This is a genomic window from Parafrankia sp. EAN1pec (assembly GCF_000018005.1).
Lineage (GTDB): Bacteria > Actinomycetota > Actinomycetes > Frankiales > Frankiaceae > Parafrankia > Parafrankia soli.
In genome coordinates this window covers 3,008,850-3,027,667 of record NC_009921.1, presented here as the reverse complement: position 1 = coordinate 3,027,667, position 18,818 = coordinate 3,008,850, and the positions used below count along the sequence as shown (strand labels likewise).

Annotated in this window: 17 protein-coding genes, 1 tRNA gene and 1 pseudogene; 10 read left to right on the top strand and 9 right to left on the bottom strand. The window is 69.6% G+C overall.

The window, feature by feature from the left end:
• Positions 1 to 4: 4 nt before the first annotated feature.
• The 3 genes from FRANEAN1_RS12490 to FRANEAN1_RS12480 are packed head-to-tail and all read right to left on the bottom strand — an operon-like array spanning position 5 to position 3,450.
• Complete coding sequence (locus FRANEAN1_RS12490) at positions 5 to 2,176, bottom strand: hypothetical protein (protein WP_020460138.1); 2,172 nt, start codon at positions 2,174 to 2,176, stop codon at positions 5 to 7.
• A 3-nt stretch (positions 2,177 to 2,179) separates the two neighbouring features.
• Positions 2,180 to 2,581, bottom strand: coding sequence for a pilin (locus FRANEAN1_RS12485; RefSeq protein WP_020460137.1), 402 nt, complete (start codon positions 2,579 to 2,581; stop codon positions 2,180 to 2,182).
• Positions 2,578 to 3,450 (bottom strand): hypothetical protein, encoded by an 873-nt coding sequence (locus FRANEAN1_RS12480; protein WP_020460136.1) that lies wholly within the window; start codon positions 3,448 to 3,450, stop codon positions 2,578 to 2,580. The genes FRANEAN1_RS12485 and FRANEAN1_RS12480 overlap by 4 nt, the downstream gene beginning before the upstream one ends.
• A 491-nt stretch (positions 3,451 to 3,941) precedes the next feature.
• On the opposite strand from FRANEAN1_RS12480, the gene FRANEAN1_RS12475 reads away from it, so the two are divergent.
• The gene (locus FRANEAN1_RS12475) at positions 3,942 to 4,754 is read left to right on the top strand and encodes a hypothetical protein (RefSeq protein WP_020460135.1); all 813 of its coding nucleotides are present in this window, start codon (positions 3,942 to 3,944) and stop codon (positions 4,752 to 4,754) included.
• On the opposite strand, the gene FRANEAN1_RS12470 is transcribed toward FRANEAN1_RS12475, so the two are convergent.
• The 3 genes from FRANEAN1_RS12470 to FRANEAN1_RS12460 all read right to left on the bottom strand — a co-directional run bounded on the left by FRANEAN1_RS12470 (position 4,670) and on the right by FRANEAN1_RS12460 (position 7,740).
• Positions 4,670 to 6,082 carry a site-specific integrase gene (locus tag FRANEAN1_RS12470; RefSeq protein WP_198145492.1) on the bottom strand — a complete coding sequence of 471 codons (1,413 nt, stop codon included), beginning with the start codon at positions 6,080 to 6,082 and terminating at the stop codon, positions 4,670 to 4,672. The genes FRANEAN1_RS12475 and FRANEAN1_RS12470 overlap by 85 nt on opposite strands.
• Positions 6,083 to 6,340: 258 nt before the next feature.
• A complete protein-coding gene (locus FRANEAN1_RS12465; RefSeq protein ID WP_020460133.1) occupies positions 6,341 to 6,664 on the bottom strand; it encodes a helix-turn-helix transcriptional regulator in 324 nt (107 codons plus the stop codon).
• Positions 6,661 to 7,740, bottom strand: a complete 1,080-nt coding sequence (locus tag FRANEAN1_RS12460; RefSeq protein ID WP_041254077.1) for a tyrosine-type recombinase/integrase — start codon at positions 7,738 to 7,740, stop codon at positions 6,661 to 6,663. Before FRANEAN1_RS12460 ends, FRANEAN1_RS12465 begins: the two co-directional genes overlap by 4 nt.
• Positions 7,741 to 7,943: 203 nt before the next feature.
• On the opposite strand from FRANEAN1_RS12460, the gene FRANEAN1_RS12455 reads away from it, so the two are divergent.
• The 3 genes from FRANEAN1_RS12455 to FRANEAN1_RS37785 all read left to right on the top strand — a co-directional run bounded on the left by FRANEAN1_RS12455 (position 7,944) and on the right by FRANEAN1_RS37785 (position 11,533).
• Entirely contained in the window at positions 7,944 to 8,756 is an 813-nt protein-coding gene (locus FRANEAN1_RS12455) for a hypothetical protein (protein ID WP_020460131.1), read from the top strand.
• 73 nt (positions 8,757 to 8,829) lie between these two features.
• Entirely contained in the window at positions 8,830 to 9,555 is a 726-nt protein-coding gene (locus tag FRANEAN1_RS12450; protein ID WP_020460130.1) for a recombinase family protein, read from the top strand.
• 307 nt (positions 9,556 to 9,862) lie between these two features.
• Positions 9,863 to 11,533, top strand: a complete 1,671-nt coding sequence (locus FRANEAN1_RS37785) for a recombinase family protein (RefSeq protein WP_020460129.1) — start codon at positions 9,863 to 9,865, stop codon at positions 11,531 to 11,533.
• Here the strand turns inward: FRANEAN1_RS37785 and FRANEAN1_RS12440 are convergent.
• Positions 11,515 to 11,599, bottom strand: a tRNA-Leu gene (locus FRANEAN1_RS12440). The two genes, FRANEAN1_RS37785 and FRANEAN1_RS12440, sit on opposite strands and share 19 nt — an antisense overlap.
• Before the next feature lie 396 nt (positions 11,600 to 11,995).
• Between FRANEAN1_RS12440 and FRANEAN1_RS12435 the strand changes: the two genes are divergently transcribed.
• Complete coding sequence (locus tag FRANEAN1_RS12435; RefSeq protein WP_347176729.1) at positions 11,996 to 13,639, top strand: IS1634 family transposase; 1,644 nt, start codon at positions 11,996 to 11,998, stop codon at positions 13,637 to 13,639.
• A 247-nt stretch (positions 13,640 to 13,886) separates the two neighbouring features.
• On the opposite strand, the gene FRANEAN1_RS40895 is transcribed toward FRANEAN1_RS12435, so the two are convergent.
• The gene (locus FRANEAN1_RS40895; RefSeq protein WP_020460128.1) at positions 13,887 to 14,144 is read right to left on the bottom strand and encodes a hypothetical protein; all 258 of its coding nucleotides are present in this window, start codon (positions 14,142 to 14,144) and stop codon (positions 13,887 to 13,889) included.
• Positions 14,145 to 14,988: 844 nt separating this feature from the next.
• On the opposite strand from FRANEAN1_RS40895, the gene FRANEAN1_RS12430 reads away from it, so the two are divergent.
• From FRANEAN1_RS12430 to FRANEAN1_RS12415, 4 genes are read left to right on the top strand one after another with little or no spacing between them, the layout of a single operon-like run.
• Positions 14,989 to 15,753 (top strand): PspA/IM30 family protein, encoded by a 765-nt coding sequence (locus FRANEAN1_RS12430; protein ID WP_020460127.1) that lies wholly within the window; start codon positions 14,989 to 14,991, stop codon positions 15,751 to 15,753.
• Positions 15,750 to 16,028: a hypothetical protein gene (locus tag FRANEAN1_RS12425; RefSeq protein ID WP_020460126.1), complete on the top strand. Its 279-nt coding sequence runs from the start codon at positions 15,750 to 15,752 to the stop codon at positions 16,026 to 16,028. Before FRANEAN1_RS12430 ends, FRANEAN1_RS12425 begins: the two co-directional genes overlap by 4 nt.
• A 10-nt stretch (positions 16,029 to 16,038) precedes the next feature.
• The gene (gene htpX / locus FRANEAN1_RS12420; protein WP_020460125.1) at positions 16,039 to 16,968 is read left to right on the top strand and encodes a zinc metalloprotease HtpX; all 930 of its coding nucleotides are present in this window, start codon (positions 16,039 to 16,041) and stop codon (positions 16,966 to 16,968) included.
• A gap of 11 nt (positions 16,969 to 16,979) precedes the next feature.
• Entirely contained in the window at positions 16,980 to 17,558 is a 579-nt protein-coding gene (locus FRANEAN1_RS12415; protein WP_020460124.1) for a hypothetical protein, read from the top strand.
• On the opposite strand, the pseudogene FRANEAN1_RS43260 reads toward FRANEAN1_RS12415, so the two are convergent.
• A pseudogene (locus FRANEAN1_RS43260) lies at positions 17,461 to 17,965 on the bottom strand (DDE-type integrase/transposase/recombinase); the annotation flags it as partial. The gene FRANEAN1_RS12415 and the pseudogene FRANEAN1_RS43260 sit on opposite strands and share 98 nt — an antisense overlap.
• Before the next feature lie 624 nt (positions 17,966 to 18,589).
• Here FRANEAN1_RS43260 and FRANEAN1_RS40890 point away from each other — a divergent pair.
• A complete protein-coding gene (locus FRANEAN1_RS40890) occupies positions 18,590 to 18,751 on the top strand; it encodes a hypothetical protein (RefSeq protein WP_157472586.1) in 162 nt (53 codons plus the stop codon).
• The last annotated feature ends 67 nt before the right edge of the window (positions 18,752 to 18,818 follow it).

The window sequence follows — 18,818 nt, the reverse complement described above, 5'->3', positions numbered from 1 at the left end:
ATGATCACTTTTCCTTCGGTGGCTTCGGGGGCTTCCGGGGCTTGCTGGGACGGCGGGGCATCGCCGGCAGCAGCTGTTGCTGGTAGCGAGGCTGCGTCCGACGTGCACGTGAGGTGGCGCGGGATGCCGATGGCGGCACGGCGGGTGTGGCCGGCGGGGCGGAACGTGGAGTGCGGCGCAGACCCTCCAGAGGGAGGGCGTACTGGCCGCTGCGGTTCGCGCGAGCGCCCTTGTAGGGGTCGGACGGCGGCTGCCCCTTCTGGCCTTTCTGCCGCGCCGGGCGGGGCGCCGCCGTCCGGCGGGTGCCTGATCGGCCCGTGCCAGTCCGCGACGACGCAGAGGACGCACGCCGCGTCGGCGGGGGCGCCACCGGTGCACGGGGCTCGTCGACCTCGAACGGCAGCAGCGGCTGACCGTCCCGGTCCACCCACACCCCGCCTTCGGCGGCCAGGTAACGCCCACCCGGGGCAACGGCCTGATCGAACGGGATGGTCAACTGACGGTGCCGCGGCCGGGACCGCGCGGCCGGGTTCGCCGAGCGTGGCTTGCGCGGCGCCCCAGGGGCCGGCCGCGGGCGGCGGACCCGGGGCACCCGTGTCAGCGGGAGCAGCAGCTGCCCGTCGCGGTCGGCCTCGACACGGGCATACGGGTCGGACGACCCGTCTCCTCGACCACCGCCCGGCCCGCCGCGGCGGGGCCGCCCGCGTCCACCCCCACCGCGGCCTCGGCCGGCCCGTGTACCCGCGCGCCTGGTGCCACGTCCGAACCGGCCGCCGAGCATGCCCAGCGCCCGGCCCATGACGTAGGCGCGCACGATCCGACCAAGAATGCTGCTGCCGCCGTGGCCAATCTTCGGCATCATCCAGAACGGAATCTTGAACAGGAAATAAATAAGGGTGATCGCGGCGAGCAGGTTCACAACCCCGTCCGGGGTCGGGCCAAAGACGGTGAACCCGCCCGGGGTGAAGAACACCTTGAAGCTGGCGATCAAAACGAACGACTGGGCGATCTGGATTCCCAGGCAGCCGAAGAACGCCCGCCACCACCAGAACGCGATCTTCTCGGTCATCGGATGGCCGTGCCCGGCCAGCGCCGCGGGTGACATCCCGATGAGGCTGACCTCGATCACGATCCGGGCGATGTAGGTACATAGCAGTGCCACGACGGAACCGGCGAGGAACAGCCCGAGAAAGATGACGAAGATGGACTTACCGAAGCCGCCGGGCGTTGGCACGATCGCCGAGAGGACGATGTTCCGCAGTTGCTCGGCGGTGGTATCCGGATTCAGCCCTTGTCCGAGGATCGCACCGGGCATCGCGTTGGCGATCTGGATGGCTTTGGTGGCGAGGAACTGAGACAGCCCGGAGGCAAGGAAACCGAGCGGGATGCGCGGCGCGATCTCTTTGATCGAGATACGGGACTGGACCGTCCCCAGCGACATGACGGTGATCCCACCGAACATGATCAGCGCGCTGTAGGCGGTGGCGCTGATCGCCCACGACGTCGACCACAATTCCCCGATCGCGGGAAGCTGGGACGGTTCCGGGGTCGTCAACAAGGTGCGGCCAAGCAGATCCAGCAGCGGGTTGAGCGCGGCGGTCACCAGCGTGCGGAAAAACGCGGTAATAGCGTCGTTGATCGCATCAGTGATCCACCCGACGACACTGCCGCCGTCGCCGCCGGTGTCCGGCGCCGGGGGCGTCGTCTGCGGCGTCGGTGGCGGCGGGACCTCCGGGGTGGTGGCGCAGTCCGGGTCGTCGGCCGGGCACGGCTCGTCGGAACCGCCGGTGTCGCCGGTGCCGCCGCCGTCGGGTGGTGTGTCTGGTGCGTCGGGCGCGGGCGTGGCATCCCCGCCGGAAGGCGCCGGTATGGCCGGCGTTTCCTGGCCTGGGGGGATCGGGGACGGTCCGGGCTGCGGGTTCGGCGTGGGGCCGGTGTTGGCGGGTGTGTCGGTGGACGGGGCAGGCGCGGGGGCCGGTGGCGCGGTGGCGGCGGCCACCGCGGGGAACACGACAGCCAGCAGCAGCGCGAACGCCGCCGTCCCGGCCAGCAGCAGACCCCGGCCCCGCCGGCGGCGCCGGAGCCGAGGCAGGCCCGGCCAGCGGCGCGCCTGGGCGGGCAGAGAACCTGGCGTACCCGACGGGAGGATGCGGCGTGCGGGGACGGCGGCGGTCACGGCCTAGCCCCCGACGATCTGCTTGAGGACCTCGACGACGACCGGCGCGAGCGCGGCGAGCCCATAGCCGTAGCCGGCGTTACGGAAGGAGTCTTTCGCCTTGCCGACCTCGCCCGGCTCCCCGTTGGCGATCACGTAGCGCACGCCGCCGATCGAGAGGAACACCGTCGCCAGCAACGCCAGGCTCCCCATGATCCAGTTGCGGATGTTGTTCAGGACCGTGTTCAGATCCGGTGCCACCGGCACCCCGGGGTCGGGCACTTGGGCGAAGGCCGTGACGCTGCCGGCGAGGACGAGCACCAGCACGACCGCGGAGAGCAAGGCCGCCCGGCGCACCACCGCGCGCCGGCCGGCCGTGCGGGAACGGGCGGGACGGGCCACTGGGCGCGGTCGCGTCGGGCTCATGCCTGCACCCCCGCGACCGCCAGCGCCGGGACACCGACCGCGCCCGGTGGGTGGGGCCGGTGCGGGGGCTCGCCGGCCGGCGAGCGCGGGGCGCGGCTGGCACCGGCCGGGTCGGTGAGGTGGCCGACGAGGCGCTGCTCGGCCCGTTCGCGTAGCCGAGAAGCACGGCGGGGCGCCGTTGCGTGGCGGGCGGCCCAGGCGCTGATCGGGAGGTCGTCCAGGCGGGTCGCGGCGATCAGATCGGCTTCGGTGTCGGTCAGGACGCCGGCGGCGACCGCGTCCGCCAGGACCTGTTCGGGACCGGCCTGGCCCGGACCGGACCGCGCGGCCTCGGCCGCGGCGACGGTCTGGAACAGGTCCGGGTCGGGACGCGGGGCCTCCCGCTGCTGGACGGTCAGCGCCAGCCCGGCCCGGTAGGCGGCCCAGCGCAGCCGCACCGCGATCCGCGGCAGGTCCAGGCGGACCGTGGCCGCCGCTTCGAGGAACCCGGTGAGCACCTCGGCCTGCACATCGGCGGTGTCGAGGTCGCTGTGGCCGCCGAGCCGCGTGCAGACCGCGTGCAGGGCGGGCAGCGCCATCCCGGCGGCGCCGACCGTCCACGCACCGCCGTAGCGCCGCGAGCGGCGGATCACCACCGCCCACGCGGCGTCGCGGACGGCTTGCGGGCAGGAACCGGCCAGCAGCAGGTCGCGCAGCTCGTCCAATGCCACCAGCCGTGCCGGCAGACCCGCCACGACCGACCCGTCCAGCGCCAACGGCGCCGGCCCGGTCACCAGCAGGCCAAAGCAGTCCCGCAATGTCGCCAGCGGCAACGCGGGCGCGCCCCGGCCGGCCGGGAGCGCAGGAAAGGAAGACATTCCGTCGGGCATGAGAGCCGTCCTTCGCTGTCACGGAAATTCGGACAGCACCAAGGACTCCATACCGTGCCCAGCAAAAAGCCAGAATGATCTCCCAGTGAATGCACAGCAAAGATCGCTGGCGCCCAGAAGAATCCCAGCGATCTAGTTTCGTCATTCCCGTCGGCCCCGAAGCCGAGCCGACGCCAGCAGCGACCAGCGTCTGCACAGTAAGCCCGTGACCTGCGTCGCTGTGACATCCAGCGGAGATCGCTGGGCATCGCGGCCGACCTCGCGGCCGGCCGACAATGACGCCAGCGAGAAAAATCTTGAAAAAAGTTTCGGGTGAGCCGTCCGGGCACTGCCCAGCGATCTGCCAGCGATCAATAGTCCCGTCGGACTAGGCCCCGCCCAGCGAGAAAAATCTTGAAAGAAGTCGCCGGCCTGGTGTCCGAAACATGCCCAGCAGACGGTCTCCTTTTACGACCGCGGAAACACGCTCGTCGTGAAAGGAAGGACCACCAGTGCCCATCGCATCCGACCACGACCGGAACACCCTTCCGGTCGTCCCGGCGGGACGACCGGCGACCGTCTGGCCATGCCCGCCGGCCACACCCGACCAGACCTCGGCCGGCTGGCTTCCGGCCGCCGTGGAACGCCTCGTCGTCACCGTCAGCCGACCCGACGACCCGGTCCTGCTGCTGACCGAGCCGTCCCTGTCGCGGCCCGGCCGACCGGCCGAGCCCGGCGATGACGAGCTGGGCGAGGAACTCGCCGCCTGCGCCGGGACCGTCGCCCGACTCGGCCGGCGCGTCCAGATCCGGACCGCGCCCGCCGACCCGTCGCCGCGACGGTCCGGGCCCGCCTCCGCACCGGACCCCGTGGCCGGTCCCGGTCCGGACCCCGACCGCTTCCTGCTGGTCGTCATGGTCGTGGAACCGACCAGGCTCGGCTGGTTCACCCGGATCGACTGGGGCGGTCTGCTGGCCGTCGGCGGCACGCTCGCCGTCGTCAGCCGCTGCGACAGCCTCGGCGGCTGGCTCATCGACCCCACCGTCGAACTGGCCACCGCGGTGGGCCGCGGCGGGCTCGCGATGCTTGACCGCATCGTCCTGCTGGAGGTTCCGCTCCGCGAGCTCGACCGGCCCGCCTCGCCGATCCCGGCCAGCGTCGTCGCCCAGCGGGTGCATTCCGACTTGTTGCTGTTCACGGCTGTGAAAAGGTCCGCGAGTTCAGAGAAATTGAAGGGTTCTCAGCGGGAACTGAAGTGTCGATCAGGCTCTTTGCCGGGTCTGGACCCTTGGGTTCGCGGCGATCCCGAGGGACCGCTCTCGTGAGGGCGCGCCAGGAGCTGACGGGCATTGTCCGCGTAGCGGATCGCGGTGGCGTCGCTGACGCCGAAGACCGCGGCGACGTGCAGGGGGTCGGCGCCGGAGGTAAGTGCCTCCTCGAGCTGCCGGTCAACACGGAGCCGGTCGAGGGTCGCGGGCAGCCCGCGCAGCGGGCGGGCGAGGCAGGGGTAGCTGACGGGTCCGAGCCCTCCGGCGGTGCATGGGCTGATGACCAGGTGGCGGTTGGCGGTGACTGGCCAGCGGGTCCGGCGGTGCTCCAGCCACGCCAGCAGGGTCTGGTGGGTGAGGTCGTCCAGTGGCCGGTCATGGCCGGCGATGGTGATGCGTCGGTTGCCGAGGTCGACGTCGTCGAGTTGCAGGGCGCGGATCTGTCCGACGCGGGCGGCGTGGACGGCGGCGAGGGCGACGAACAGGCGGGCGTGCACGGTGGTGGCCGTCGCGACGGTGCGGGCGAGTTCGTCCGGGCGCAGCGGTTGCCAGACCGGGTCTGCTCGCTGTGGGACGCGCAGGCGGACGGCGGGGTTACGGAAGATGACATTGGCGCGTTTCGCCCATACGAACAGCGACCGCAGGGCGGTCGTGGCCCTCTCCCGCGGCGGGCCGGTCAGCGGTTCGAGGTAGGCGATGACGTCGTCACGGGTGACCTCCCGCAGGTGGCCGTAGCGGGTCGACCAGGCCGTCAGCGCGGGCCGGATGGTGCGCAGGTAGTCAGCGGCGGTGCCCGGCGCACGGGCTCGGTTCCGCGGGCCGCCATTGTGCAGCAACGTGGTCCAGGTATGGGTGTCCCGTCGGATTGCTGGGGCGAGCCCGTCGAGTTCAGCTCGCAGCCACCGGTCGAAAGCCTGTTCCCGGTCATCGAGGACGACGTCCATGACGGTGAGGATCTCGATGGTGTCGTCGATGTTCGTGGAGTGCTCGGCCACGGTCTCGTAGAAGTCGCTGACGCGGATCAGTTCTCCGTCGATGTGGCCGGCCAGCAGCATGACCAGGGTCCGTTGCATTCCACCTCGGACGAACGATCCCCATCCCCTTTTCTCAGCGAGGTCATAGGCGATGTAAAGCGCCCAGGCCAACCACGGGTTGTCAGGCGCCGGTCCTCGGCGCAGGTCGTAACGTCCGTACCGGTAGTGCCGGCGAACGACGTCGTCGGACAGAGCCGGCTGGACGTGGCGGGTCTCGGGCCGGTAAGCGGGTGGCGGCGGGGGTTTTCGACCGGTCTCGTCGAAACGTCGCGGGGCCGTGTGGGTGTCTCGGTAGCCGGCCATGTCGGCGAAGAACAGCTGATGATGGCGGACCAGACGGACGTGGGGCATCAGCATTTTGTAGGTGCCCGTCGTGCGTTCCAGGCGTGCCTGACACCAGCACAACCGGCAGAACCCCTTCTTCAGCGGCTCCCGCCGACGGCAGGCACCGCACTCGCCGACCGCATGGCCGTAGCGGGGTGCGACGAAGTCGCAGCAGGCTCGGCACTTCCCTCGCCGACACGGCAACCCCCAGGCCAGGCACGACAGACAACTGGTCGCGGTCTTGGCACTGTTGGCGCGCGGTCTGTCGTGGAGTGTCATGCCCGCTCAGGCCGGCGGCAGCGAGCGGCCGTCGCGGCGGCGGGGCACCACGGCTGCGACCGCACTGGCGGCGGCGGTCCGTGGCAGGTCGGCTTGGCCTGGCCGTGTCACCTTCGCCGGTTCGGGTGTCAGCAGTTCCCCGATCTCGCAGTTCAGCACGACGCAAATCACATCAAGATCGTCGAGTTTGAGGGACACGGGCTGCCCCGACCACAGGCCCGACATCTTTCCCGCCGAAATCACCAGCCCATGTTCGGCCAGCGCGCGTTGCAGCTCGGACGCCTTCCAGATGTCACGTTTCGCGGCGGCGAGCCGCAGATTCCATTTCACTGGACCAGCCCTTCCAACCGCTGTGCGGCTCGCCCCTGCCCCGCGATCCAGGCGTCCTCGATGCGGGTGCGGTGCACATGAACATAACGCATTGTCGTAGCCACCCAGGAATGCCCGAGCATCTCTTGGATCGAAACAAGATCGATCCCGTTGAGGTACATCTGGGAAGCGCAGTAATGACGCAGAATGTGGGGAGTGAGCCTGCTTTTCCACGCGGGGAGGTGCTCGGCCGCGGCGGCGGCCAACCCCGAACGCAACGCGTCATAGCCGACACGTGCGGGTGCACCGTCGACATTGCGCCGCTCGGAAGGGAAAAGCGGAGCGCCGTGACGGGTGTGGTCCTCGTCGAAGTGACCCCACACGTCCTCGACGTACCAGCGCAGCGTCTGCCCCGCATGGTTGATCAGCGGCACCATCCGTTCTCGCGGCCCCGAACCGTGCGCGCCCTTGCCGTGACGGACATGGAGCTTGCCGAAGCGGCCCAGCTCCCATCGGATGTCCGCGAGATCCAGCGAGCGGGCCTCGTTCACCCGCAGTCCCACCTCCGCCATCAGCCGCGCCGCGGTGTAGTTGCGAGCGCTCGGAGCGAACTTCCGGCAGGTCGCCAATTCGCGCGACCAGCCGGAGAACAACTCGGCAATCTCGCGATCGACCGGCGGAATCCGCAGTCGCGCGTCCTTGCTTCCACGCGGCCGGTTCATCTCATCCAGCGGACACTGAACGACGCGTCCGGTCATCCTGTGAATCTCGACCTTGTGGCGCAACTCCACGAACTCGAAGTACGTGCTCAGTGCCGCCGCCCTGGCCAGCCGTGTCCCACTCGGCGAACCCCGCAGCACCCGACCGAAATAGACGTCGGCGTCGGCTGGCTCCATCTCCCACAGCGCCCGGCCGAACCAGGAGCGGATCTGTTCCAGGTTCCCGACGTCGCTACGGATCGTCCCGTCCGTCAGCCCGGCCGACGACCGGGCGAGCACGAACCCCGCGAGCACGTCCGTCTCGAACATCGCCAACTCGTCGGCAGACGCCGCCGATGGCCGCTGGTCCCGCAGGTCGCGAACCACAGCGAGCGCCAACCCCAGCCCCTCACCTTCACTCGAACCATCGAGAGAGCACCCGACGTGATGAACCTTCAGGAAAACCGAAGCCATGTCAACGGGGCATGCACGGTGAAAGCGAGCCGGAACCGCCTGGTCAGGGGCGACGCTGACCGCGGAGCACGAACGAACCCCGGTGATGTCGTACTCCCATCGGTGCCGCCGGCGTGGAGCGCAGCCCGATGACCGGCGACGCCGAGACGTGGCGCTGCGACGCGCGGTGGGCGACGGTCTGGCCCACCGGCCGGCATCCCGTCGCCAGCCCGCGGGCCGACCGGCCGACGGCTCTTCCGCCGTTCGGGGGCGTGGCGGTGTCAGCAGCGGTCGCCGCCCACGCGATCGCGGTCTACAGCCAGCCCGGGGACACGGTCTGCGACCCGGACTGCGGGCCGGGAACCGTCGTGGCCGAAGCCGTCCACGCCCGCCGCCACGCTGTCGGCATCACCACCGATCCCGACCGGTGGGAGACCGCCCGCGCCGTACTCACTCTGGCGAAGGCCCGCGGCGCCCGCGGCGACGGGATGATCCTCGACCGGCTGCCCGACGGTGAGTCCTGGACCGGACTCGGACTGGTCGACCTGGTCCTGACCGCGATCGGACCACCCGACCCCGCCGAGCCGGCCGGTCCGGATGGTGACCGGCTGCGCGAACAGCTGGCCGCCTACCGGGACCTGCCCCGACCCGGCGGGCACCTCGTCGTCCTCGCCGCCTACCACGTCGGCGGCGGGGTCGACCTGGCCAGCCAGATCGCCGCCGCCGGCAGGGACACCGGCTGGCGCCCCGTGCAGCGCGCCGTCGCGCTCACCGCCGTCCCCCACACCCGAGCGCTCGGCACGCACCCCCCGACCGGCCGGGTGCGCGCCTACCCGGTCCACCAGGACGTGATCGTCTTCCGCGCCGACGGCGAGCGCGCCCGGCACCCGCGACCGCCGGACCCGCCGCTCCCATCGGCGCCGCACACCGCCCTCGACGCCTCGCACCGCCCGGCCGCCTAGCTCTCTGTGCCGGCCGGGCCTGTGCGCTCACCGCACCGCCGCGGCCGGACCTGCCTCCTGGTTGGAGCCCCGCATGTCTGACCTGCCCATCCCCGCACTGCCACCCGCACCGCCCGCGCCGCCGCGCCGGCCCGGCTGGTGGTGGCGGCTCACCCACCCCAGTGCCTCCCGGCAGGCGCGCCTGCTCGCCGACCACCACGCCTGGACCACCGAACGCGCCCGCCAGGCCCAGATCGACCTCGTCCGCGCCGGTTTCCACCTCGGCCCCGTGCCCTTCGGCTACCGAGCCCAGCGGGTGACGGTGTTCGACCTGCACGGCCAGCCGCAGCGGCGTGTCCGCCTGATCGTCGACCCCGGTCGCATCGCCGCCGCCGTCGTCGCCACGATCTACCAGTGGCGGGTCGACGACCAGCTCAGCCCCGCCGCCATCGCGACCCGCCTCCGCAGCATCCCGCGGATGCCCTCGCCGATCGACCCCGCCACCCGCACGCCACGGGCGTGGACGACCGACAGGGTCAGCCGGGTGTTGGCTAACCCCGTCTACACCGGGGCCGCTGTCTGGGGCCGCACCCACGGCCGCCGGCCCGTGCCACCTGACCAGTGGATCGTGTGCCGTAACGCCCACGAGCCGATCATCGACGGGTGGACATTCCATCGGGCCCAGCTTCTCGCCACCCCCGGGACCGCGATCCTCAGCCCGCACCTGCCGCCCTGGGAGTTCCTCGCCGACCCCCCGACCGACCCGGGAACCTACGGCGATGATTCAGGGCCCGAGTTGCCCGATGCGCGCTGGAAGTGACCGGGTGAACGCGTCGGAGCGGTTCCTGTCTGTAGCTGGTTTCTGGCCTTATTCTGTTCACGGCGCGGCTACTGTCGGCGCTGCAGCGGGCTGTACCCAATGACCGGCCAGCAAAGCGGAGAACATGAAGCGTCGGTCCACGTCGTCATGCCGCCGCATCCTCCGCGGATGACACCTCCAGTCGCAATCGCCTTGCTGCGGGTAATCCGCATCATTCACCGGCGGCGCACTGGCATAAATAAGCCGCCAAAAGGAAGACTGCCGGGCCGCCGCCAGTGAAGAAACAACTAGAAAGGAGAATCTCTTTATGATCCGGTTCGCGTTCGAGGGTCGCTGCTCCACCGAGGATCAGCAGGATCCCGAGTCCTCACGGGCATGGCAGATAACCCGCGCCAAGGCGCTGATCGAGCCGCACGGCGGCGAGATTGTCACGGAGTACTTCGACGCCGGAAAGTCCCGGTCCATTCCTTGGCAGCGGCGCCCCATGGCTAACGCCCTCCTCCAGGCCCTGAAAGATCCCCAGCGCGGTTTCGAAGCGGTGGTCATCGGCGAGCCGCAGCGCGCCTTCTACGGCAACCAGTTCGGCCTGGTATTTCCCCTGTTCAGCCACTACCAGGTGCCTCTGTGGGTGCCCGAGGTCGGTGGGCCGATCGATCCCGACAACGAGGCCCACGACCTCATCATGTCGGTGTTCGGCGGGATGTCCAAAGGTGAGCGTAACCGGGTAAAGATCCGGGTGCGTGCGGCGATGGCAGCCCAGGCCAAGGTAGAAGGCCGTTTCCTGGGCGGCCGGCCCCCGTACGGGTACCGGTTGATCGATCTGGGCCCGCATCCGAATCCGTCCAAGGCTGCGGACGGTCGGCAGCTCCACGGCCTCGCGCTGGACGAGGTGGCCGCACCCGTCGTGGTTCGGATCTTCGCCGAGTTCCTCCGCGGTCACGGCATCTTCGCGATCGCGGAAGGGCTCACCCGGGACGGCATCTCCAGTCCTTCCGCCCACGACCCTGCCCGCAACAGCCACCGCAGCGGGAAGGCATGGTCGAAAGGGGCTGTCCGCGCGATCCTGACCAACCCCCGCTACACCGGCCGGCAGGTCTGGAACCGCCAGCGCAAGGACGAGGTGCTCCTCGACGTCGAGGACGTCAGCCTCGGACACACCACCAAACTGCGATGGAACCCCGAAAACACGTGGATCTGGTCAGAGGAGACGGTCCACCCGGAGATCATCGACATCGAGACCTTCACACAGGCGCAGGAACTTCTCGCGGGCCGTGGACGAGGAGCGGGTGACCAGAAGACCCCCCGGACGCGCCAGCCCTACGCCCTGCGCGGGGCGGTCCATTGCGGTATCTGTAATCGCAAGATGCAGGGACACACCGTCCGCCGCGCCACCTACTACCGGTGCCGCTACCCGCAGGAATACGCCCTGGCGAACACGGTCACCCATCCGGCGAACGTCTACGTCCGCGAGGACGTCCTCGTCCCGGCACTCGACGGCTGGCTCGCGGACACCCTCACACCGCCCCGGCTGGCCGAGACCCTGGACGCCATGGTGGCCGCCCAGGCGAGTCCATCCGTCGACGACCTGGCCGCGCAACGAGCCCGCCAGACGATCGAGGAGAGCAACGCCAAGCTCACGAAATACCGGGCGGCACTGGACGCAGGAGCGGACCCGGCAGTCGTGACCGGATGGATCGCTCAGGTACAGGCTGAGAAGACCGCTGCCGAGCGGGACCTTCGCGAAGCGCAGGAGAGCGACGTACGGCAGCTGACACGCGACGAGATCAGTAGCATGGTGGAGTCACTCGGCGAGATCGCCAGCGCCCTAGCGGAGGCGGAGCCCGTCGAGAAGACGGATCTGTACCGATCGCTCCAACTACGCCTGACTTACCATCCCACAACCAACACGGTAAGGGCCGACATGAAGATCGACACAAGTTACCGTGGGGTAATGGATCGTGTCCGAGGGGGGACTTGAACCCCCACGCCCCGCAAAGGGCACTAGCACCTCAAGCTAGCGCGTCTACCATTCCGCCACCCGGACAAGTGGTGGTTCTGGGCTGCTCGCCCGCACCAGAGGTGACTCTACACGGTCACGACGGCGACTGACGCTACGCCCGACCACCGGTCGATCAAGCACTGACCGAGGCTCCCCGGCGTGGCCTCCGGCCTCCGCCACCAGCCGGCCTCCCATCCACCACCGGTTGGCCGGCCACCCGCCATCCGACGACCGGCCGATCTGCTTCAGGCAGGGCGTTCCACGCCCCTTCGCGTGCCGGGACTGTCCCCGATCGACACAGTGCGCTCGCGGAGGGCCGGGGCGGTTCAATTTCGGCTGCGGACTGTCCCTCGGCGGCTAGTCCTGTCTTCCGCACGTGCGTGCGGTGAGACAGCTACGTGATGTCTTGTTCGGATCACGTCGGGATGGCCGCGATCGGTAGTGACGGGCCTGGGACTGTTCCTGGCTGTGACGGTCGCGATGGACTACGGGCCGCCGAGCGTCGAGAAGCCGCTCGGCGCGCTCCCTGTCGTGCGTGACTACCTGGCCCGCCTCGATGTCGCGGGCACGATCGATCGACTCGCCCCGATGCGTGACAAGGTCAACCGGGCCACCCACGGCGACGTGATCGCCGCACTGGTCGCGAACCGGCTGACCTCGCCGACCCCGCTGCTGCACGTCGAACGGTGGGCACGGGACTGGGCGGTCGAAGAGATGTTCGGTATCGCGCCGGACGTGTTGAACGACGACCGGGTCGGTCGGGCGCTTGACGCGCTCGCCCCGGTCTGCGAGGCCGTGGTCGGTTCGGTCGGTGCCGCGGCGATCGCCGCGTTCGACCTCGACCTGTCCCGTGTCCACTGGGACATGACATCGATCTCGCTGCACGGCGCCTATCCCGAGATCGACGGCGACTACGCGACCCCGAAGTACGGCCACCCGAAGGACCGCCGCCCCGACCTCAAACAGGTCCAGACCGGGCTCGCGGTCACCGGTGACGGCGGGATCCCGCTGCTGCACCGCGCCTACGACGGCGGCGCCGGTGAGGTCTGTCAGGTCACCGGCGCGATGCGGGCCCTGGCCGGGCTCGCCGGCCCCCGACAGTTCCTGCTGGTCGGCGACAGCAAACTCGTCTCCTACGCGAATCTGACCGCGTTGACGTCCACGCCCGGGGTCACGTTCCTCGCCCCGGCACCGAAAACCGTCGTGCCCGGCCAGGTCCTGGCCGCCCAGGACTGGGCCACCGCCACACTCGTCGGCTATGTCGCGGCCCGTGACCAGGACAAACCCTTCCACCAGCGGGCGGCCTACCGTGTCCGGGAAGGCGTCACCACCCTGCGGGGACCCCGGAAGAAAGACCCGCCGGTCACCGTGCGCACGGTGTTCGTCTGGTCGTCGGCGAACGACCAGGCCGCGAAAGCCGCCCGCGCGCTGAAACTCGGCCGCGCCCGCACCGACCTCGACACCCTCACCCGCGCCGCGGGCAGCCACCACCTCTACCGCACCGAGGCCGCGGTGCAGGCCCGCCTGACCCTCCTGGCGACGAAACACCGCGTCACCCGCTACCTCCACGCCACCACCAGCGTCGACCCGGACACCGGGAAACCGGCCCTGGCCTGGAACTTCGACTCCGCCGCGCTCGACGCCGAGGCTGCCACCGACGGCTGGTACGCGCTGCTGACCAACCTGCCTGACGACGTCGGCCCGGCTGAGGTCCTCGCCCGCTACAAAGGGCAGGAAGTCGTTGAACGTCGCTACGGCGCGTTCAAGGGCCCGCTCGCGGTCGCCCCGATGTTCCTGCACTCCAACCAGCGGATCCACGCCCTCATCCACGTGATCTGCCTGGCCCTGCTCGTCTTCTGCCTGGTCGAACGCCAAGCCCGGCTCGGTACCGGCCCTGACGGGAAGATCCCCGGCATCTACGCCGGTCGTCCCGCCCGCCCCACCGGAGCACTGGTCCTCGGCGCACTGAGCAGGCTGCGCCTCGTGCCCGCCCGCGGCGACCAGCCTGCCTACATCCCCCGCCCATCGGCGCTGCACCAGCACCTCCTCGACATTCTCGGCGTCGATCCCACCCGGCCACCTTGATCGGAAACCGGGCCGGTCAACCCATCGAAATCCCATGTGCGGAAGACAGGGCTAGTCGAGCGACGCGTCGCTGGTGAGGATCGAGACTGTCGCGTGACGCGGCCACGGGCGACGGTCCGCGCAAGGGACAGCGCATCGCGGGTGGCTGCCAGGTCCAACGCCTGCGTGAGCAAGCCGCGGACATCGGTGCCGTGGCCGCACCGACGGCCCAGTTCTGGCACCCCACAGGATAGTCAGGCGGCCGGCTTTAGTGGACAAAGACCAGGGTCCCGTCCGGAGTGACGGACACCTCGACCACGCCTTCCATCGCTAGCCGTTCGTACACTTGTTCGACCAGGTGGTCGATTTCGTCATCGTTCTTGAACGGCATCGCCGCCGCAAGCTCCGCGAAGAGCTCCAGGGCTACCGGCCGACACGAGGGGCATAGATCGGTAGGCCCGAGCGCGGTCTCGACCGTCGCGACCCCTTCAGTTCGATTACATGCTAGATAGTCACACTTGGTCATAGGACGAGACCTTCCGGCAAGCGCCCTCCAGCGGCTGGCTCCCTACTGAATCTGAGAGCCTTTCAGGTACCTACCCAAGCTCCCCTCTATCCAAATCACCCCGTTCCTCCGTCTACGGCTGAACGCAGGACGTTCGCGGGGTTGTGTCGGGGCCGAGCTGTGGGACCGCAGCCGCTGTCAGACCACGGGTCCAGCACCGCAGCTACCGCTGAACCGCCCCACCATCGGCGGAGCATGGGACCGTGAGCCAGCGAGCTCCGCGCATCCCGCTCGATGTCCAGCCGAGACAGCGACACGATTCTGCGGACCAGCTCTACGCACCAGCCAGAACGACATCTGCGCCGAGCTGGGGTTTCGCGCAGGCAAAGATCGTCATTCGCGGCCGAGCGACGGCTTCGACCGGGAGGTCTGGCGGCATGGGCACCAGCCCTCCCCACACCCGTGGGTGTGATCCGGCCAAGACGTCTGAACGGGATGCGTTGTGGGAGTGAACAGCCCCGGAGAAGCTGCTTGCCCACCTCGCCGCCCACCCCGGTCGACCCCGACCAGCTGGATGACCAGTGACGGGACGAGGAGAGAGTGTCCGACTGCCGGCCGGGTAGCCCGGGGGTGAGATCCCCCGGGCTACCCGGCCGCCGTCACCCCGCAACATTATTGAAAACGACTGTCATCGTCAATAAACTACCCGGCGCGACGTTGACATGGCCATGTCTCCTTTCGTGTTGGGAAGAACCCCCGCGTGGGCAGGGACGACGCCGGTGCGGAAACAGATGGACCCGCTCCCGGGTTGCCGGCGGCGCCCGGGGAATGCCCACCATGGGCCACCCGGCGGAGGGAGGCACCGATGAGCCTGAGCCGACGGTTGGCATTGGTGTTCCGGACCAAGGCCAGCAAGATCCTGGACCGCGCGGAGGACCCACGGGAAGTTCTCGACTACTCCTACCGGCGCCAGCTCGAACTCCTGCAGCAGGTACGCCGCGGCGTCGCCGACGTCGCTACCAGCCGCAAGCGGCTGGAGCTGCAGGTGCGGCAGCTGCAGGAATCCGGCGGCAAGCTGTCGGAGCAGGCCCGGCAGGCGGTCGCTGCAGGGCGCGACGACCTCGCCAGGGAGGCGCTGAGTCGGCGCGGCGGGGTGACCGGGCAGATCGAGGACCTCGGGCGGCAGCATGCGTCGCTACGGGCGGAGGAGGACCGGCTGATGCTCGCTGCGCAGCGGCTGCAGGCGAAGGTCGAGGCGTTCCGGACCCGCAAGGAAACGGTCAAGGCGACCTACACCGCGGCCGAGGCGCAGACGAAGATCGGCGAGGCGTTCGCCGGCGTTTCCGAGGAGATGGGCGACGTCGGGCTGGCGATCCAGCGAGCCGAGGACAAGACCCAGCAGATGCAGGCCAGGGCGGGTGCGATCGACGAGCTGCTCGCCTCCGGTGCGCTGGACGACGCGACGGCGACCGGGCCGAGGGACGACATCCAGGCCGAGCTGGACCGCCTGTCAGCGACCACCGACGTCGATCGCGAGCTGGCCACGATCAAGGGCACGCTGCCCGCCGCGGGGCCGCCGCGGGCGATCGGGACCGCGTCGCCGGGCGCCGAGCCGGAGGGAAGATCATGATCATACGCATCCTCGGCGAGGGACAGTTCGACGTTCCCGACAGCGAACTGGATGCACTGAACGTCTTGGACGAACGGCTGGTCACAGCCATCGGGTCGGACGACGAGGAGGCCTTCCACGCCGCGGTCGACGCACTGCTGGGCCGTGTCCGCGAACTCGGCTCGACGCCGCCGGCGGACCGGCTGGCACCGTCCGATCTGGTGCTCCCGGCCGCCGACACGACGCTAACCGAGGTCCGCGGCCTGCTCGGCGACGAGGGTCTGATCCCAGGCTGAGGAGTCGATGATGGTCGTGCGTGCGCCGCGACGATTCTCCGCCGACCGCGGGCTGACGGTCCGGATGCTGGTGACCGTCTTCCTGCTCGGGCTGGTCTACGTCGCCTTCGTGGCCGTCCTGATCGGTATCGGTCTGTCGCCGGTCCTGGTCATCGTGATCGCCGGGGGCCTGCTGTTCGCCCAGTACTGGTTCTCCGACCGGATTGCGCTGTACGCGATGGGCGGCCGGGTCGTCACCCCGCAGCAGGCGCCGCAGCTGCATGGTGTCGTCGACCGGCTGTGCGCGTTGTCCGACACGCCCAAACCGGCCGTTGCCGTCGCGGACGTCGATGTGCCCAACGCGTTCGCGACCGGCCGGAACCCCAAGCGGGCCGTCGTCTGTGCCACGACCGGGTTGCTCCGGCGGCTGGACGCCGAGGAGCTCGAAGGGGTGCTGTCCCACGAGCTGTCTCATGTCGCGCACCGGGACGTGGCGGTGATGACGGTTGCGTCCTTCCTGGGGGTGCTCGCCGGGCTGATCACCAGATTCGGCCTCTATTCCGGAATGTCCGGCGGACTCGGCCACACGGACGACGACGACGAGGACAGCGGCACCCTCGTCGTTCTCGTGGTGGTACTCGTATCGACCATGGTCTATGCGCTGTCGTTCGTGCTGACCAGGGCACTCTCCCGCTACCGCGAGCTGGCCGCGGACCGGTCCGGGGCGCTGCTCACCGGCCGGCCATCCGCGCTCGCGTCCGCGCTGACCAAGATCAGTGGCGATATGTCCCGCATCCCGACCCGCGACCTGCGGGCGGCCGAACCATTCAACGCGTTCTTCTTCGCGCCGGCGGTGGCGGGCGGGTTCAGCCTGTCCTCGCTGTTCTCCACCCACCCACCCCTGGACACCCGGCTGACGCGGCTCGCCCGGCTGTCGGCCGAACTCGGCGAGGCCAGATAGCAGGTCGCCGGATGCGGATCCTCGACGTACTGCTCGGCCGGTCCCGACCGGTCCAGCCGAACCTGGACCGGTTGTTCGCGCTGCCCGCGGCGGCCGTGACCCTGCAGGTGCGGTCGCAATGGCGACCCACCGGGGTCGGATCGGTATGCGCCAAACCCGCGGAGGGCGGCGCGTTCGCCGGCCTGCAGGGGGAGATCGACCGGTTGCTCGCGCTCGACGGCGGCCGGTACGAGCGTCGGACCGACGCGTACGGCTACGTCTGGTTGATCCGGCGGACGGCGACCGAGGATCTCGCCGGGCTGGTCACCGATCTCCATGCGGTCAACGCCGCGCTGACCGACGCCGGCTTCGGCGCGGCGCTGCTATGCACCGTCGTAGCGTTCACCGACGACACCCGGCCGCTGGGGTTGATCTACCTGTACAAGCGGGGCACCTGGTACCCGTTCGCGCCACTCGACGATGAGCGTCGCGACAACCCGCTGGAACTCGAGGTCAGGGCAATCCTGGCGGACGACCTCCCGATCGAGCCCGATCTGTCGCGCTGGTTCCCGGTTTGGGGCGCGCCCGGTCTCGACGCACCGCGGCCGTAGGTCCCTGTGGGGTGCCAGAAGTCGGCCTGGGCCTGTGAGCAGGGATGATGTGACGGCGCGGCTGCCGGCATGATGGCCAGCTGTGTCCGTGCGCCTGCAGTACCTGATCTTCGAAGGCAGCCGGCACCCGCAGTCGGGGGTCTGCGTCCGTGCCGAGTTCATAGTGGCCGCGGTGGATGTTCTGAACCAAGGTGCCCGGCACTGATCGTCTGGGTGGAACGCAGCCGTTTCGGTCCGCGCATCGGCCGGAGTCGGCCTTTGAGTCGGCTGTGGTCGGACCCGATCCGGTTGTTCTCCCTCCGCGCGTCGACGTGGCAGGTCTCGGGTAGCGGCTCGTAGAGGATCCGTGGGTAGGCAGAGGCCTTGTCCGTGTTGACCTCCACCGGCCGGCGGCCGTGTGCCAGTGCCGCCGCGGGAACCCATCGTCTTTCGGTGGATGCTTCTCCCTCGTCAACATTGGTCCTGAGCTGCGGCAACACGCCCGTTGGCGCCTGGTGACACGGACCCGAGCCCGGGCCCTTCGGGTTGTTGTTCCCCGACCTGGCCAACTGCCACGGACGCTGCGCTCCGAGGTCTCCTCGATATTCGAGGGCGTGCTGCGGCACTGCACCGCCGTGGAGATCGGCCGGCAGGTACGCCGACGCCCATGGCGCGTCCATCGTCGGGTGCATGTTCACGCTTGCTTGGGTTCAATCTCGTTGACGGGCCTATCGTGCGGGTGTTTCTATCGGAGTCACAGGCAGGGAGCGCACGGACTCCGGGAGGGCCCCATGGCCGGACGGTCATCGTTCTCAGATTTTCCCATCGAAATCCGAAGACTCGCTGCGAACTATCGCAGCCTGGCCTCGCGGAGCGGGTTCACCGAAGCTTCCAGGATGGGCTCCGAAGGCACTGAAGGTACTGAGGGCAGCGAGACCTCCGAGCGTTCCGAGAGCACCGAGAGCAGCGAAAGTAGCGAGACCACCGAACGTAAGGAGACGGTGGAGAGATCCGTGGGCCTGCTTCGCAGTCCACGCTAGCCGGACGACCTCATGGATCCGGCTCCTCAAGAATCGCCGACGGACGAGGGCGGCTCCGATGAGGAGCAGCCGTTCATCCCCGCCGAGGCCAGGCCAGCGGTCGTCGAGGGCCTCGCGAGGACCGCTTGGCAGGTCGCCGAGGCCCTGCGTTCCTTTGACGCCCCGGCGCAATGACTCTTCTAGTCATCGCCCCGGACACGGACGGCACAGCCGGCCGGTTCGCCGATTTCGCGAACCGGAG

Excerpts from the sequence above, each read along its gene's own strand:
- FRANEAN1_RS12485 (WP_020460137.1), bottom strand. The coding sequence starts at position 2,581 with ATGAGCCCGACGCGACCGCGCCCAGTGGCCCGTCCCGCCCGTTCCCGC.
- FRANEAN1_RS12480 (WP_020460136.1), bottom strand. The coding sequence starts at position 3,450 with ATGCCCGACGGAATGTCTTCCTTTCCTGCGCTCCCGGCCGGCCGGGGC.
- FRANEAN1_RS12470 (WP_198145492.1), bottom strand. The coding sequence starts at position 6,082 with ATGCCCCACGTCCGTCTGGTCCGCCATCATCAGCTGTTCTTCGCCGAC.
- FRANEAN1_RS12455 (WP_020460131.1), top strand. The coding sequence starts at position 7,944 with ATGACCGGCGACGCCGAGACGTGGCGCTGCGACGCGCGGTGGGCGACG.
- FRANEAN1_RS12450 (WP_020460130.1), top strand. The coding sequence starts at position 8,830 with ATGTCTGACCTGCCCATCCCCGCACTGCCACCCGCACCGCCCGCGCCG.
- FRANEAN1_RS37785 (WP_020460129.1), top strand. The coding sequence starts at position 9,863 with ATGATCCGGTTCGCGTTCGAGGGTCGCTGCTCCACCGAGGATCAGCAG.
- FRANEAN1_RS40895 (WP_020460128.1), bottom strand. The coding sequence starts at position 14,144 with ATGACCAAGTGTGACTATCTAGCATGTAATCGAACTGAAGGGGTCGCG.
- FRANEAN1_RS12430 (WP_020460127.1), top strand. The coding sequence starts at position 14,989 with ATGAGCCTGAGCCGACGGTTGGCATTGGTGTTCCGGACCAAGGCCAGC.
- FRANEAN1_RS12425 (WP_020460126.1), top strand. The coding sequence starts at position 15,750 with ATGATCATACGCATCCTCGGCGAGGGACAGTTCGACGTTCCCGACAGC.
- htpX (WP_020460125.1), top strand. The coding sequence starts at position 16,039 with ATGGTCGTGCGTGCGCCGCGACGATTCTCCGCCGACCGCGGGCTGACG.
- FRANEAN1_RS12415 (WP_020460124.1), top strand. The coding sequence starts at position 16,980 with ATGCGGATCCTCGACGTACTGCTCGGCCGGTCCCGACCGGTCCAGCCG.
- FRANEAN1_RS40890 (WP_157472586.1), top strand. The coding sequence starts at position 18,590 with ATGGATCCGGCTCCTCAAGAATCGCCGACGGACGAGGGCGGCTCCGAT.